We start from the raw sequence: 15,522 nt of genomic DNA, 5'->3' as shown, positions 1-15,522 counted from the left end.
GCCCACCCCGCCCACCAACTTCCCCGGGCGGGATCCGGATGCGGACGCGTCCCCCGGGTCGGTCCCCCCTGTCGGACAGGGAGCGGTTCGCGGCAAGAACTCGTGAGGCAGCCGACCGAGCACTGCTCGGAAACTTCCCAAGCCTTGCGCCCGCCCGATAGGATGTGGCGGTTTTCACTGCACTTTTTGCTGGGTGAAGGGCTTCATGGAGCGTCGCGTCCTCATCGTCGAAAGCCAGAACGACTTCGCACTCAGCATGGCCTCCGTGCTCAAGAGCGCGGGCTACAACACGGCCATGGCCACCACTGCGTCAGACGCGCAGCGGGAGCTGGAGAAGCGCCGACCCGACCTCGTCGTCGTGCGCGCGGAGCTGCCGGACCAGTCCGGCTTCGCTCTCTGTGGGCAGATCAAGAAGGGCAAGTGGGGCCAGAACCTGAAGGTCCTCCTGCTCTCCTCCGATTCCGGCGTGGAGGGTCTGAACAAACACCGTGAGACCCCGGCCGCCGCGGACGGCTACCTCGTCATCCCCTTCGAGATGGGCGAGCTGGCCTCCATGAGCGCGGGCATCGTGCCCCCTGGCTCCGACGAGACGGACGCGGACCTGGACGCCGCGCTCTCTGGCGCACCGCGTGAAGCCCCGCCGCCCATGCCCGGCGTGCGCACGGGCGCTCCGCCCAAGCTGCCCAAGCGCGAGCGCCGCAGCGCGATGACGGACGAGGACAAGGCCTTCATGGACCGGGCCTTCTCGTCCATCGCGGACCGCAAGGCGGAGCTGCTCGCCGAGTCGCGCCAGCTCAAGCGCCCGCCCCCGCGCCGCGAGCTGATGGGCACACCCGAGGGCAAGATTCAAATCCTCCGGGACGAGCTGAAGACGCGGGAAGCCCAGCTCGCGCGCCTGTCCGAAATCTGGAGCGTCCGCGAGCGAGAGCTGCTCTCCGTCGAGGACCGCCTCCACGAGAAGGACGTGGAGCTGCAGGGCCTGAAGATGCAGGTGGACGACCTGCTGCGGCGCTTCAACGACGCGCAGCAGTCCATCGTCCAGAAGGAGCGCGAGCACGGCGCCACCGTCGACGACCTGCTGCTCCAGAAGTTCTCCTCGGAGAAGGACCTCATCGAGGTCGTCGCCTCCAAGGAAAAGGACATCAACGTCCTGCGCAAGGAGGTCAACCTCCGCGACGAGGAGCTGGCCCGGCGCGGCACGGACCTGGAGAGCTGGCGCAACGAGTTCGACAAGCTGGAGAAGCACCTCGGCGTCGTCACGCTGGAGTTCGAGGTCAAGGAGCAGAAGCTCCAGGACACCGTCCGCGCCAACGAGGCGGACATCGTCCAGCTGCGCGACCGGGGTGATCAGTTCGAGTCCGAGCTGTCCCGCACCGTCAGCGAGCGCGACCAGCGCTACGCCGAACTGGACGGCGAGCTTCAGGCCCTCCAGGAGCGGCTGACCCAGACGGAGCAGGAGCGCGACGCCACCGTGCGCGGCCTGGAGGCCCGGTCCACCACGGCGGAGGAGCACGCCAGCCGTTCGGACGCGGAGATTGAACGCCTCAACGCCGAGCGCGCCGCCCTGGAGCAGCGCCTCACGCAGCAGGTGGCGGACCTGGAGTCCGACATCGCGCGCGTCACCGGCGAGCGCGACCAGCTCCGGCTGGACAAGGACGCCCTGGAGGCGGACCTCACGCAGCGCGTGGAGGAGCGCGACGGGAAGATCTCCGCGCTCGACCGCGAGCTGCAGGAGACCATCGCCCGCAACGAGAACAGCGAGGCGGAGCTCAACGCCACCATCCAGCAGCACCGCGAGCGCATCGGTGAACTGGAAGGCGAAGTCGAAGCCGTCAAGACGCACCTGGAGGACCGCGAGAACGAGCTGAACGGCGAGATCCAGGCGCTCCAGCAGGCCAAGGACGCGCTGGAGCAGGACCTCACCAGCCAGCTGGAGGACCTGCGCGCGGCGAAGGACGCCCTGGAGGCGGACCTCAACGGCCAGATCCAGGCGCTCACCGAGCAGCTGGACGCGGCCCAGCGCCAGGGCGAACAGCTCTCCGCGCGCGTGGCCTCGCTCGAGGACACCGTCGCGCAGCGCGACAGCACCATCGAGGGCCTGCAGACCGACGTCGCCGACCGCGACGCGCGCATCTCCGAGCTGACCGGCAACCTGGAGGCCACGAGCCAGCAGCTCTCCGAGACGCAGGGCACGCTCTCCAGCACGGAAGCCACCCTCGCGGAGACGCGCGGCGAGCTGGAAGCCACCAGCCAGCAGCTCTCCGAGACGCAGACCACCCTCTCCAACACCGAAGGCACGCTGGCGGAGACGCGTGGCGAGCTGGAGGCCACCAGCCAGCAGCTCTCCGAGACGCAGACGCGCCTCGCGCAGACGGAGGAGACGCTCTCCACCACGCGCGGCGAACTGGAGGCCACCAGCCAGACGCTGGCCACCACCGAGGCGACGCTCGCGCAGACGCAGGACACGCTGGCGCGCACGGAGGCCACGCTCTCCGACACGCAGGGCACCCTCTCCAGCACCGAAGGCACGCTCGCGGAGACGCGCGGCGAGCTGGAGGCCACCAGCCAGACCCTCGCGGACACCCAGTCCCGGCTCGCGCAGACGGAGGAGACGCTCTCCACCACGCGCGGTGAGCTGGACGCGACCAGCCAGACCCTCTCCGACACGCAGGGCACGCTCGCCAGCACCGAGGGCACGCTCGCGCAGACGCGCGGTGAGCTGGAAGCCACCAGCCAGACCCTGACGGACACGCAGTCGCGGCTCGCCAACACGGAGGCCACGCTCGCGTCCACCCAGGGCGAGCTGGAGGCCACCAGCCAGACGCTGGCCACCACCGAGGCGACGCTCGCGCAGACGCAGGACACGCTGGCGCGCACGGAGGCCACGCTCTCCGACACGCAGGGCACCCTCTCCAGCACCGAAGGCACGCTCGCGGAGACGCGCGGCGAGCTGGAGGCCACCAGCCAGACGCTCACGCAGACCCAGGAGACCCTGGAGGCGACGCGCGGCGACCTGGCGAAGGTGACCTCGCACCGCGACGAGCTGGACGCGGAGCTGAACGAGACCCGCGACATCCTCCAGGAGACCAACGGCCTCCTCGCCCGCACCACCGAGGAGCGCGACGCGCGCATCGCGGAGCTGCAGGCGCTCAACGCCGCGAAGGACTCGCTGGAGCAGGACCTCACCGGCCAGATTGGCCAGCTGCGCGCGGACCTGTCCGAAACGCAGGGGCTCTACGACGCCGAGCGCACCGCCCACGCGGCGCTCGCGGAGGAGACCACCGCGCGCATCAACGCCCTCACCGGCGAGCGAGACAACCTGTTCGCGGAGCTGAACGCCACGTCGCAGCAGCTGGCCGACACGCAGGGCCAGCTCGCCAGCACCCAGGATGCGCTGGCCCGCGAGGAGCAGGCCCACGCGCAGGCCCGCCAGGCCGCCGCCAGCATGCAGGCGGAGCTCACGCGCCAGCTCAACGAGTCCCAGGCCAACGGCGAGGACCTGGCCGAACAGCTCATCGTCACCAAGCACGAGCTGGGCACGCGCGTGTCGGAAGTCACGCAGCTGTCCTCCACGCTCGCGCAGACGGAGAACGCGCGGCACCACCTGGAGGACCGCCTCCAGACGCTCACCCACGAGTCGCAGCGCCGTGAGGAGCTCCTCCAGAACGAGGTCGACACCAAGGGCAAGGAGCTGTCGGACACGCTCCGCAAGCTCACGCACGTGACGCAGGAGAAGATGCGTCAGGCGGAGGTGCTCAACCGCGAGGTCGCCACCCGCACGGAGCAGGTGAAGCAGCTGGAAGGCCAGCTGGAGGCCCAGGCCTCCGAGGCGAAGAAGCAGGCGGACGCGCTCAACCAGCAGCTGGGCAACGTCTCCGGCGAACTGGACGGCGCGCGCAAGGCCGTCGCGGACCGCGACGCGCAGCTGCAGCAGGCCGCGCAGCAGCAGAAGAAGCTCGCCAGCGAGCGCGACGGACTGGCCGGACAGCTCCAGCAGGCCCAGGCCCAGGCGCAGCAGCAGGCCCAGCAGGCGCAGGCCGCCGCCGCCGAGGCGAAGAAGCAGGCCGACGACGTGGCCGCGAAGTTCGCGAAGGCGGAGCAGCGCATCGCGCAGCTGACCCAGGAGGCCCAGAAGGCCGCCGCCGACACGGACGCGAAGCTCAAGGACGCCCAGGCCCAGCTGCAGGCCCGCACCAAGAAGGCCCAGGACCTGGAGCTGGCGCTGGAGAACGCCCAGAGCACCCGCGCCCGCGCGGAGAAGGACCTCAACGCCCGCGTCGCCGCGGCGGAGACCAAGGCCAACGAAGCGGCCGCGAAGGCCGCCACGGCGCAGAAGGAGCGCAAGGACCTGGAGGCCCGGCAGGCCAAGGAGCTGGAGGACCTCAACGCCAAGCAGAAGGCGGAGCTCGAGCGCCGCGAGGCCATCAAGGCCCAGGAGGTCGCCCGTCTCCAGACGTCCGTCCAGGAGAAGAGCAAGGCGCTCAAGGTCGCCGAGCTGGAGCTGGCCCGCTACAAGACCAAGGCCCCGGCCGCCGCCGCCCCCGCCGCGAAGGCGGGCGCCAAGGCCACCGAGGACGAGCACCTGGCCGCCACGGTCCAGGCGAACCCGGTCATCCCGGCCGCCGCCAAGCCCCCGGCGAAGGCCGCCGCCAAGCCCGCCGCGAAGAAGGCCGCCGCCCCGGCTCCCGTCCCCGTGGACGAGGACGCCCCGGAGCGCACCATGGTGATGCAGCTGCCCACCGCCCCCGAAGGCGGTGAGGACGACTGGACGGCGCTCGTCGACGAGCTCGACAAGTAGCCCTGCGCCCCGCCCTCCCCTCACCGGGAGGGCGCGTCCACAGGAAGCGGCCGGAAACGACAAGGGCCCGCGCACTCCCAGGGAGTGCCGGGCCCTTCGTCCATCTCAAGACGGGTGCTGCCGGTTACAGCGCCGTGGCCGCCCGCGCCTCACGGATGAGGTCCCGGAAGTGCAGCTCGCTCACCACGTCCCGCACCACCGACACCGGCCGCCCCTCTTCCCGGGCCTGCGCCTGCGCCTGCCGCCAGCGCTCCAGCAACGTCCGCGTCGCGATGTACGCCAGCACGAGGGGGAAGCCCCCCGGCATCACCACCACCAACACCGCCATCGCCAGCTTCATCCACGCCCACATGACCCGCGACCTCGTTCGTCCTGAGATACGCACGCTTCGATGCACGGTGCATGCCCACGGTGCGCAAATATTTACGCACCCTGATTCCGCAGGGTTACAGCTCCCATGGCCCTCAAGAGTGCGGACGACGCCCCCACAACCCTGGCATTTTTGCCGCAGTCGGCGGGAAACCGTCGGTTAAGTTGACGGCCGTGAGCCCCCCTCAACTGACTCCGGAGATTCGCTCGTTCACCAGCGTGGAGGACGCGGCGCGTCGCCTGGAAGCGGTGGGCTACCTGTCCTCGCCGGAGATCGCCACGGCGGTGTTCCTGGCGGACCGCATGGGCAAGCCCATCCTGGTGGAAGGCCCGGCCGGCGTGGGCAAGACGGAGCTGGCCAAGGCCCTGGCCCAGGCGCTGGACCGGACCTTCCTCCGCCTCCAGTGCTACGAGGGCCTGGACGAGGCCAAGGCCCTCTACGAGTGGGAGTACGCCAAGCAGCTGCTCTACACCCAGCTGCTCAAGGACAAGATTGGCGAGCTGACCCAGGGCACGTCCACGCTGGCGGAGGCCGCGGACCGGCTCGCGTCCGGCGACGCGGTGTTCTTCTCCGAGCGCTTCCTCCTCCCCCGCCCCATCCTCCAGGCCCAGCTGTCGCCCACGCCGGCCCTGCTGCTGGTGGATGAAATCGACAAGGCGGATCCGGAGTTCGAGGCCTTCCTCCTGGAGGTCCTCTCTGACAACGCTGTCACGGTGCCGGAGCTGGGCACCATCCGGGCGAAGCACATCCCCCGCGTCATCCTCACCAGCAACAACGCCCGCGAGCTGTCCGACGCGCTCAAGCGCCGCTGTCTGCACCTGCACATCGACTTCCCGGACCGCGAGCGCGAGCTGAAGATCGTCCGCTCGCGCCTGCCGGAGGTTCCCCAGGTGCTGGCCGAGCAGGTGGTGGAGGCCGTGGCCGCCATCCGCGCGTTGGACCTGAAGAAGGCCCCGTCCATCAGCGAGACGCTGGACTGGGCGCAGAGCCTGGCGCTGCTCAACGCCGAAGCGCTCAGCGCGGACGTCGTCGCCGCCACGCTCAACCTCGTCCTCAAATACGAAGGCGACATCGAGAAGGCCCGCGCCAACCTGCCCACCATCGCCCAGGCCTGACGCAGGGCGCCGCGCCCCAGGGGACTCTTGGGCGGTTCGTTGGCGTTTCACGCTTTGCGTCCCCGGTGGCCCTGGATACAAGTCCCCAAGCCGTCCCACCCCTAGCCCGACAAGGACCTTCCCGATGAGCTCGACCTCATCCTCCGTGCTGCGCGCCGAACACATCTGGCTCGATGGGAAGCTGATGAAATGGGACGAGGGCAACGTGCACGTGATGACGCACGCCCTCCACTACGGCCTGGGCGTCTTCGAGGGCATCCGCGCCTACAAGACCCATGATGGCCGGCTCGCCGTCTTCCGGCTGCGCGAGCACATCCGCCGCCTGCTCGACTCCGCGCACATCATCATGCTGCAGATGCCTTACAGCGAAGACGAGCTGGTCGAGGCCACGCTGGACCTGCTGCGCAAGCAGAAGGCGCAGTTCGCCAACGGCGCCTACCTGCGTCCGGTGGCCTTCATGGGCGACGGCGCCATGGGCCTGGGCGCGGTGAACCCCACCCGCGTGGGCATCACCGCCTGGGACTGGGGCGCGTACCTGGGCGACAAGGGCATGAAGGAGGGCATCCGCGCCAAGGTCAGCTCCTTCACGCGCAACCACGTGAACGTGAACATGGTGCGCGGGAAGATCACCGGCCAGTACGTCAACTCCATCCTCGCCAAGCGCGAGGCGGTGCTCGCCGGCTACGACGAAGCCATCCTCCTGGACATCAGCGGCTTCGTCGCGGAGGCCTCCGGCGAGAACATCTTCATGGTGAACAAGAAGGGCATCATCAAGACGCCGCCCCTCTCGTCCCCCGTCCTGGACGGCATCACCCGCGACACGGTGCTGAAGCTGCTGCGCGACGCCGGGCACACCACCATCGAGGAGGTCACCTTCACCCGTGACGCCCTCTACATCTCCAACGAGATCTTCTTCACCGGCACCGCCGCGGAGATCACCCCCGTGCGCGAGGTGGACAACCGCCAGGTGGGCGACGGCAAGCCCGGCCCCATCAGCCGGTTCGTCCAGGACACGTACTTCCGCGTCGTGCGAGGCCAGGAAGAACGCTATGCGGACTGGCTGACCTACGTTTGACGGACAGTCCGCGGACGTGAAGTCCCGGCGGCCGGGGGAATCGGGTAGAACCCGTACCCGATGCCTCCCGCCGGCCACGCGTACGACGACAATCCGTTCAAGCTGGAGAACCCCTCCGTCCTCGACATCGCTCCCGCGGAGCCGAAGTCGCTGGAGGACACGGGACTGAGGATGGGTCTGCTCGCGGACCTGGGCCTCAAGTTCCTGTACTACGCGGGCACCGGCACGGGCATGGCCATCGCGGAGAGCATGTGCCTGCCCTGGTCCGGCGTCGTCGAGCACGTGGTGGACTTCCTCGCCGCGGAGAAGCTCGTGGACCTGCGCGGCGGCAAGGGCTTTGGCCGCGCGTCCGTGGAGTTCGCCCTCACGGAGAAGGGCCGCGAGTACGCGCGTGACGCCCTCACCCGCTCCACCTACGTGGGCCCCGCCCCCGTCCCCATCGAGCAGTACAACGCCCTCATCAGCAGCCAGACGGAGGAGACGCCCGTCGTGGGCCAGGAGGACCTGGTCGCCGCCCTGGGCCACCTCACCGTCCCCGCGGAGCTGATGGACAAGCTGGGCCCGGCCGTGAACTCCGGCCGCTCGCTCTTCCTCTACGGCCCGCCGGGCAACGGCAAGACGAGCCTGGCGGAGGCCATCTCGCACATGTTCGGCGGCGAGGTGTTCGTCCCGCACTGCCTCGAAATCGACAACCAGATCATCAAGGTCTTCGACAGCATCATCCACACGGCCGTGCCGCTGGAGATTGGCCGCGACTCCGGCGGCCGCCGGCAGACCTTCGAAATGGACAAGCGCTGGTCGCTCTGCCGGCGCCCCGCCGTGGTGGTGGGCGGCGAGCTGACGCTGGAGACGCTGGACCTCATCTACTCGGAGAGCACCCGCTTCTACGAGGCGCCGTTCCAGGTGAAGGCCAACGGCGGCATGCTCCTCATCGACGACTTCGGCCGCCAGAAGGTCCACCCCACGGACCTGCTCAACCGGTGGATCGTCCCCCTGGAGAAGCGGGTGGACTTCCTCACCCTGCACACCGGCAAGAAGTTCGAGATTCCGTTCGACCAGCTCCTCGTCTTCTCCACCAACCTGGACCCCAAGGAGCTGGTGGACGAAGCCTTCCTCCGGCGCATCAAGTACAAGATTGAAGTAGGCAATCCGGACGAAGAGTCCTACCGGGAGATCTTCCGCCGGGTGTGCGAGGCGGCGGGCATTCCCTACGTGGACCAGGCCATCACCTACCTGGTGGAGCACTACTACAAGCCGCGCAGCATGGAGATGCGCTCCTGCCACCCCCGCGACCTGGTGTCGCTCATCCGGGACGCGGCCCGATACCGGCAAATCCCGCCAGCCCTTTCAAAAGACCTGCTCGATCAGGCCTGCGAAGTGTTCCTGGTGAATCTCTAGTCGGGTTTTATTTGTTCCAACCGCGCGGAATTTCTAGACTCCGCGTGCCGTTGTACCTCCCGGCGCAGCCTCTTGAGAATCAGCGCCCGGGGCGGGCCGGAGCGAGAAGGAGCCGCAGTCCGTGAAGGAACGCTACCAGGACATCGACGAGAAGAACGAGCAGCTGCGCGAGTACCTTGAAATCTACAAGGGCAAGCCGCCAGCGCGTGAGTACCTCGACCGCTTCGAGATGTCGTGGATCTACCACGACGCAGCGCTCGAAGGCGTCGTGTACACGCACCAGGAGCTGATGGCCGCGCTCTTCCCGGAGCGCACCGCGGCCGAAGCCTCCATGATCCCGGTGGTGCTGGAGATCCGCAACCACAAGGCCGTGGCGGACTTCATCCGCGAGGAGGCCGCGGGCGCGAAGAAGCAGTCCGCGCTCACGCTCACCACCATCAAGCGGATGCACGACCTCTTCCTGGGCAACACGCCGGAGGCCCTGGCGGAGCGCGCGCGCATGGAACGCCGCGAGCGCACGGAGAAGGAACTGGCCAAGGAGCGCGACCGCGCGGGGCTGCGCAAGGACATGCCCCTGCACCGCACCTACTTCCACGACATCACCCAGCCCGCGAAGATCCAGGCCCGGCTGGAGAAGCTGGTGGACCACACCGCCAGCGCGGAGTTCCGCGAGTTCCACCCCATCAAGCAGGCGGCGGTGGTGCAGCACGAGTTCCTGCAGATCTTCCCCTTCACCGAGCACAGCGGGAAGGTGGGGCGCATGTGCAGCAACCTCATCCTGCTGCGCAACGGCTACATGCCCGCGGTCATCCACTCCATCGACCGGCAGCGCTACTACGAGTCCTTCCGCGCGCCCGTGGCCGTCTTCCGCACGGTGCTGATGGACGCGATGGAGAACTCGCTCGACAACGGCGTGAAGTACTTCCGCGACCTGGGCCGCAAGTACAAGACCGTGGAGTAGCGCGTGGGGCGGCGTGCCATGGGGGGACTGGCGAGGGGGCAACCGTCCCGCCCGTCCCCCGCCGCGGCATGAAGAACGCGCGGCACGTCGACACCATTGGGGTGTTGGAAACACCCTTTCCGGAACGTTACGGGGACAACATCCGACTTCTCGAATCCCCGTGCCGGAGGAAGTAAAAGAAGAATCCCCATGCCTGTGACCCCGACCCTCCAAAGCCGTCGCGCCCAGCTTCCCGCCGGGAGCGAGCTCACGGAGCCTCCGCCAGCGCGGTTGGCGAAGTTGCCTGCCGCCGACAAGCTGGGCCGCCTGCTCCAGGTGGCCAAGGGCCATCGCCGGGCGCTCATCCTCACGCACGACAACCCGGACCCTGACTCCATGGCGGCGGCGGTGTCGCTCGCCCACCTGTTGGAGCGCAAGGCCGGCATCGAAGCCCAGGTGGGCTACGGCGGCATCATCGGGCGCGCGGAGAACGTCGCCTTCGTGCGCGTGCTGCACCTGCCGGTGTCGCACGTGTCGCAGATCGACTTCAGCCAGTACGACCTCTTCGGCCTGGTGGACACGCAGCCGCCGGTGCGCAACCACTCGCTGCCGGCGCGCTACCGGGCGGACCTGGTGGTGGACCACCACCCGCTGCGCGAGGAGAGCCTGCTGGCGCCCTTCGCGGATGTGGGCGGCGACTTTGGCGCCACCTCCACGATGCTGGTGGAGTACCTGCGGGCCGCCCGGCTGGAGCCGTCCGTGGAGATCGCCACCGCGCTCTTCTACGGCATCAAGGCGGACACGCGGGACCTGGGCCGTGAGACGACCCAGACGGACGTGGACAGCTACCTGTGGCTGTTCCCCCGCTGTGACAAGGATCTGCTGGGACAGATCGAGCACCCGGAGCTGCCGGCGCGCTTCTTCCAGCTGTTCCACACGTCCATCGAGAAGGCGAAGGTCTACGGCACCGCCATCATCACCGACCTGGAGGAGGTCTACTCCCCGGACATGGTGGCGGAGGTCGCCGAGCGGATGATGTACCTGGAAGGGATGAAGTGGTCCCTGGCGTACGGGACGTTCCGCAACCAGCTCTTCCTGAGCCTGCGCGTGAAGGACCGGCGCATGAACGCGGGCCGCCTCATCCGCGAGCTGTGCGAGGACCTGGGCGGTTCGTCCGGCGGCCACGGCAGCATGGCGGGCGCGCGGCTGCCCCTGTCCGGCAGCGCGAACAAGCGCAAGGCGCTCAAGCGCGAGGTCGTGTCGCGCTTCCTCGATGCCTTCGGTGTCGCCGAGGAGCGGCCGGTGTCGCTGCTGTCCGCGCAGGACACGTGATCTACTGGGATCACAACGCCGCCGCGCCGGTGCGCGCGGAGGTGGGCGCGCTGCTCGCGCGGGCCTTCACGGAAGGCGGCTTCGGCAACGCGTCCAGCGTGCACGGCGGAGGGCGCGAGGCCCGGGGCCGGCTGGATGCGGCGCGAGCGAAGGTGGCGCGCGTGCTCGGCTGCGAGCCGAAGGAGATCACCTTCACCGCCTCCGGCAGCGAGGCGGATGCGCTCGCACTTCTGGGGGCGTACGCGGCCCGGCCGGTGAAGGAGCGCCGCCGCGTGGTGTCCACCACGGTGGAGCACCCGTCAGCGCTGGGAGCCCTCACGCAGCTGGAGAAGGACGGCGCCCAGGTGGTGCGGCTGTCCCCCGCTGCCGACGGCCGCGTGCCGCTGGAGGCCGTGCTGGAGGCGCTGACGCCGGACACCGCGCTGTGTTCGCTGATGTGGGCCAACAACGAGACGGGCGTGCTGCAGCCGGTGGCGGAAGCCGCGCGCGCGTGCCGTCAGCGCGGCATCCTCTTCCACACGGACGCGGTGCAGGCCGCAGGCAAGGTGCCGCTGTCCTTGCGTGAAGTGGACGCGGATCTCCTCTCCCTCTCCGCGCACAAGTTCGGAGGACCCCAGGGCGTGGGCGTGCTCGTGGTGCGCAAGGGCGTGGACGTGCGGGCGCTGACGCCCGGGCACCAGGAAGGTGGCCGGCGCGGAGGGACGCAGAACGTGCCCTACGCCGAGGCCCTGGCCCTGGCCCTGGAGCTGGCCACCGCGGATCAGTCCGGCACCGCCGTGAGGCTCGCCGCCCTTCGCGACGCCTTCGAACAGCAGGTGCTCCAGCGGCTGCCCGGCGTGACGGTGAACGGAGCCCCCGCGCCCCGGGTGCCCAACACCAGCAACCTGCGCTTCGACGGCGTGGAGGGCGAAGCGCTGTTAATGGCGCTGGACCTGGAGGACATCCGCGTCTCGTCGGGAGCGGCCTGCGCGTCCGGCACGCTGTCCCCATCCCACGTGCTGCGCGCCATGGGCCTCACCCCGGCACAGGCGCGCGGAAGTCTGCGCTTCAGCCTGGGCCCGTCCACCACGCGCGCGGAGGTGGAGCGCGTGGTGGAAGCGCTGTGCACCCACGTGCCCCTGGTGCGCGCGCTGGGCTGATCACCACTTCTGGTCGGGCAGGTTCTTCTCGCGAACCTCCGGGTCGGGCTGTCCGTAGCCAGGCATGCCCTCCTTGGCCTCATCGGCCTTGGGCGGAAGTCGCTCGTCGCCGTGCCGCGTCTCGCGGGTGGGCTGTTCCTTCTCGGGCTTCTGCTGCTTTCGCTCGGTCGCCATGGATTCCTCCCGGTGCATGTTCGCGGGAGGAAAGGTCATCATCCGGGGCAGGTGCCGCAGCGGGCTCCACCGGCTGGGAAGCCGCGCGCCAGGGCCCTGCCCGCCCGGCTACCCGTTGTCGTCAGGGGAGCCGTTGGCCGGCGGCGAGCCCCGGTACACGGGCATCTCGTCCGTGGTGCCGAACAGGCCGCGCACCACCGCAGCGATGGCCAGCGGCGTGCCCACGTTCTCGTCGAAGTGCGGCGACAGGGCCTTCGCGTACTCCTCCGCGGACGGGAAGCGGTCCTCGGGGTTCTCAGCGAACGCGCGCGCCAGCACCGCGTCCAGCGCCTCCGGGATGTCCGCCCGCACCGACCTCAGGGGCCGGTACTTGCGCGACAGGATGCCCGCGAAGACCTCTTCCGGCGTCGTGCCCACGAAGGGCCGGCCCAGCGTGAGCAGCTCGTAGAGCACCACGCTCGCGGCCCACAGGTCCGCCTCCGGTGCGACGGCGCCCTGCAGCGACTCCGGGGACAGGTAGTACGGCTTGCCCAGCACCTCGCCGCCCTGGAGCTTCCCGTCCACCAGCACGCGCGACACGCCGAAGTCGCCCAGCTTGATCTCCCCCACCCGCGAGATGAACAGGTTGGACGGGGACACGTCGCAGTGGACGATGCCCAGCGGCGTCCCGTCCGGTCCGGTGGCGGTGTGCGCGTACGCGAGCGCCTCCAGCAACACCTTCGCCAGGTACACCGCGAAGTCGACGGGGAGCGGAATCCCGCGCGCCTTGCACCGGCGCAGGATGTGGCCCAGGTCGCGCCCGTCCACCAGGTCCATCACCAGGAAGGACACGTCGTCCAGCATCCCGGCGTCCAACACCTTCACGATGTTCGGGTGGTCCAGCTGGCGCGACAGCTGCGCCTCGCGGCGGAAGAGGTCCACCGACGCCGGGTCGCGGGTGAGCGCGGGCAGGAGCCGCTTGAGCGCTACCGTCCAGCCCTCGTACGGACCGGAGCGCACGCGCGCGCGGTACACCTCGGCCATGCCGCCCTTGCCCAGCAACGACAGGATTTCGTAGTTGCCGAAGACCCGGACGGGCTTCGACACGGGGGTCGGCGCGTTCACGGGCTGGCGCTTCCAGCTCCTTGCGACTCACGACCCTGGACCCGCTTGCGGCCGCGGGCCTGCTTCAACTGCGCCTCGTACAACGCCCCTTCATTGGAGAACTGCTGGAGCTCGCGCTCCACCAGCACGTTGCCCTCCGGAGGGGACCAGCCTTCCGCCAGCGCGCGGCGCAGCGCTTCCTGGGCGAGCCGCGACTCCTGCGCCGTCCGCTTCACGCACGCCGTCCAGAAGAAGGCCTCCGCCCGCGCTGCGCCACTGCCCACGCTGCGCGCCTGCTCCAGGAACCGGAGCGCCTCCGGATGCTGCTTCCGCAGGTAGTGCGCCACGCCCATGCCCGTCAGCGCCCAGGCGTTGTTCTTCTCCTTCTCCTGGGCCAGCACCAACTGGAACTGCTGCGACGCCGCGATGGGGCTCTGCGCCAGCAGGGACTGGCCCAGCTTCAACGTGGCCGCCACGTCCACCGGCTCCAGCCGGCGCTGCGCCGCCACCTGCGCGGCCCCACCAGACGGAGGCGGCGGGGGAGCGGCCTGCGCCTGACGCTGCTCCGGCGCCGGGGCCGCGACGGGGGGCGTCAGGGCCGCGCCCTGGTCCGTCGCCCGCAGCACCAGCATCCGGTTCTTGGGCAGGGCCGGGGACTCGCAGTCGTCCTCCAGCTTCACCACGCCGCCCAGTGCCCGCTCCTCCACGTTGTAGACGAGCATGACGGGGAAGCTCCGGGACGGGGTGCAGGTGTCCCCTGTCTGACAGAGCGTGATCTCCCCCAGGAAGACGTTGCCCTGGAAGTCGCCCGTCAGGATCTGCTCGGCGACCGGGCGCTGGCAGGGCCCGCCTGCCGGCGCGGTGCCGAGCAGATGTTCCCCGTCCGAGCGCAACTCGATGGGGCCGAAGGCATCTGCCTGGTAGGTGCTGTTCAGCTGCGGACCCGCCCAGGCGAATCCGGAAGCGAGGCAGACTACCGCCGCGAGAGCCAATGTTGAGGTCGGGGGCGACATGTCGGGGACCCGGGCATCATAGAAGTCCACGGGGCGGCTTGTAAACGCGCGAGGACGGCTTGACCGCACGCTTCTCCATCCTTATCATTTTCCCAGAACGCCCTGGGATTTCCCAGTGATTCTAAGGACTTGTAGCGCGATTTGAGCAGTAAAAGGTCTGTTCCCTGCGGGGTGCGTGATGCCCAGCAGAAATTCGAACCGATACGTCCATTCCGGGGTCCGTTTCGGTCGCCATGTGCAAGCCCTCCCCCTTCACCGGGGATGAGGGAAGCCTGCGGTGACATGATTTCGGTCCCCACCTGGCTTCTAAGGGTTCAATGGACGCTGGACACACGGCTCGGCGGGGGACTCTTTCTTTGGAGCGGCGGCGGTGAGCGAGACGGCGGCGGATACGGTGGCGGCGGCGGCGGAGAAGAAGGTAACGCTTCGTGAGGAGCTCACGGCGCGCCGCAAGGCGATGACCAATGACCTCATCGATGAGCGAGGCCTCAAGGTCCAGTCTCGATTCCTGGCATCGCCCTACTATCACAAGGCGCGGACGGTGGCCCTCTACGCCCCCATCCGGGGCGAGGTGCCCACCCGGGACATCCTCATCGCGGCATTGCAGGACGAGAAGATCGTCTGCTACCCGCTGTCCCACGTGCATGGGCGCATCCTGGCCTTCCGGGCCATCAAGTCGGAGAGCGAGTTGGAGCCGGGACGCCTGGGCGTCCGGGAGCCCACGAACTCCTCGGACCTGATTGCGGTGGATCAGATCGACCTGTTCGTGGTGCCCGGTCTGGGCTTCAGCCCGGACGGCAAGCGGCTGGGGCGCGGCGGTGGCTACTACGACGCCACCCTCAAGGCGGCCAGTTCACGCAGCCGCCGGGTGGGGCTGGCCTTCAACGACCAGATCGTCCAGGCGCTGCCCACGACGAGCGACGACGTGGACATGGACCAGATCGTCACGGAGAGCCAGACGCTGCGCGGGCTGTGCCGCAGCTTCGACTTCCTGGACACCTAGCCTTCGGGCGGATGGGGTGACAGCCACGGGTGGGGCGGACTGCAGAAGTCCCGCCCTGCCCGTTGTCTTTTTTGGGCTAGTG

At 69.3% G+C, this 15,522-nt stretch carries 12 protein-coding genes and 1 other RNA gene; 9 read left to right on the top strand and 4 right to left on the bottom strand.

The annotated features are described in order from the left end of the window. Nucleotides 1–205 precede the first annotated feature (205 nt). A complete protein-coding gene (locus tag D7X32_RS17655) occupies nucleotides 206–4,798 on the top strand; it encodes a response regulator (RefSeq protein WP_120603725.1) in 4,593 nt (1,530 codons plus the stop codon). Nucleotides 4,799–4,922: 124 nt separating this feature from the next. On the opposite strand, the gene D7X32_RS17650 is transcribed toward D7X32_RS17655, so the two are convergent. Continuing rightward, on the bottom strand, nucleotides 4,923–5,150 hold the full coding sequence (locus tag D7X32_RS17650; protein ID WP_120603723.1) for a hypothetical protein: 228 nt from the start codon (nucleotides 5,148–5,150) through the stop codon (nucleotides 4,923–4,925). Between the two features lie 191 nt (nucleotides 5,151–5,341). Here D7X32_RS17650 and D7X32_RS17645 point away from each other — a divergent pair, with 191 nt between their 5' ends. The 6 genes from D7X32_RS17645 to D7X32_RS17615 all read left to right on the top strand — a co-directional run bounded on the left by D7X32_RS17645 (nucleotide 5,342) and on the right by D7X32_RS17615 (nucleotide 12,167). Next, the gene (locus D7X32_RS17645; protein WP_171447323.1) at nucleotides 5,342–6,283 is read left to right on the top strand and encodes an AAA family ATPase; all 942 of its coding nucleotides are present in this window, start codon (nucleotides 5,342–5,344) and stop codon (nucleotides 6,281–6,283) included. Nucleotides 6,284–6,407: 124 nt separating this feature from the next. Beyond that, complete coding sequence (locus D7X32_RS17640; RefSeq protein WP_120603721.1) at nucleotides 6,408–7,358, top strand: branched-chain amino acid transaminase; 951 nt, start codon at nucleotides 6,408–6,410, stop codon at nucleotides 7,356–7,358. A gap of 60 nt (nucleotides 7,359–7,418) precedes the next feature. After that, complete coding sequence (locus D7X32_RS17635; RefSeq protein WP_120603720.1) at nucleotides 7,419–8,756, top strand: DUF8689 domain-containing protein; 1,338 nt, start codon at nucleotides 7,419–7,421, stop codon at nucleotides 8,754–8,756. 121 nt (nucleotides 8,757–8,877) lie between these two features. Further along, entirely contained in the window at nucleotides 8,878–9,717 is an 840-nt protein-coding gene (locus D7X32_RS17630; protein ID WP_120526510.1) for a Fic family protein, read from the top strand. 189 nt (nucleotides 9,718–9,906) lie between these two features. Next, entirely contained in the window at nucleotides 9,907–11,028 is a 1,122-nt protein-coding gene (locus tag D7X32_RS17620) for a DHH family phosphoesterase (protein ID WP_120603719.1), read from the top strand. Next, nucleotides 11,025–12,167 (top strand): cysteine desulfurase family protein, encoded by a 1,143-nt coding sequence (locus D7X32_RS17615; protein ID WP_120603718.1) that lies wholly within the window; start codon nucleotides 11,025–11,027, stop codon nucleotides 12,165–12,167. Before D7X32_RS17620 ends, D7X32_RS17615 begins: the two co-directional genes overlap by 4 nt. On the opposite strand, the gene D7X32_RS45970 is transcribed toward D7X32_RS17615, so the two are convergent. The 3 genes from D7X32_RS45970 to D7X32_RS17600 all read right to left on the bottom strand — a co-directional run bounded on the left by D7X32_RS45970 (nucleotide 12,168) and on the right by D7X32_RS17600 (nucleotide 14,437). Beyond that, entirely contained in the window at nucleotides 12,168–12,341 is a 174-nt protein-coding gene (locus D7X32_RS45970; protein WP_167506483.1) for a hypothetical protein, read from the bottom strand. 108 nt (nucleotides 12,342–12,449) lie between these two features. Further along, nucleotides 12,450–13,364 carry a serine/threonine-protein kinase gene (locus tag D7X32_RS17605; RefSeq protein WP_244239054.1) on the bottom strand — a complete coding sequence of 305 codons (915 nt, stop codon included), beginning with the start codon at nucleotides 13,362–13,364 and terminating at the stop codon, nucleotides 12,450–12,452. Between the two features lie 77 nt (nucleotides 13,365–13,441). Next, nucleotides 13,442–14,437 carry a tetratricopeptide repeat protein gene (locus tag D7X32_RS17600; protein WP_147450182.1) on the bottom strand — a complete coding sequence of 332 codons (996 nt, stop codon included), beginning with the start codon at nucleotides 14,435–14,437 and terminating at the stop codon, nucleotides 13,442–13,444. A gap of 158 nt (nucleotides 14,438–14,595) precedes the next feature. On the opposite strand from D7X32_RS17600, the gene ssrS reads away from it, so the two are divergent. Beyond that, nucleotides 14,596–14,788, top strand: a non-coding RNA gene (gene ssrS / locus D7X32_RS17595) — 6S RNA. Nucleotides 14,789–14,807: 19 nt separating this feature from the next. Further along, nucleotides 14,808–15,440, top strand: a complete 633-nt coding sequence (locus tag D7X32_RS17590; RefSeq protein WP_120603714.1) for a 5-formyltetrahydrofolate cyclo-ligase — start codon at nucleotides 14,808–14,810, stop codon at nucleotides 15,438–15,440. Nucleotides 15,441–15,522: the final 82 nt, after the last annotated feature.

The organism is Corallococcus carmarthensis (genome assembly GCF_003611695.1).
In the GTDB taxonomy this organism is placed as follows: Bacteria; Myxococcota; Myxococcia; order Myxococcales; family Myxococcaceae; genus Corallococcus; species Corallococcus carmarthensis.
The sequence above is the reverse complement of the archived record's forward strand: the minus strand, read 5'-3'. Positions and strand labels throughout refer to the sequence as shown.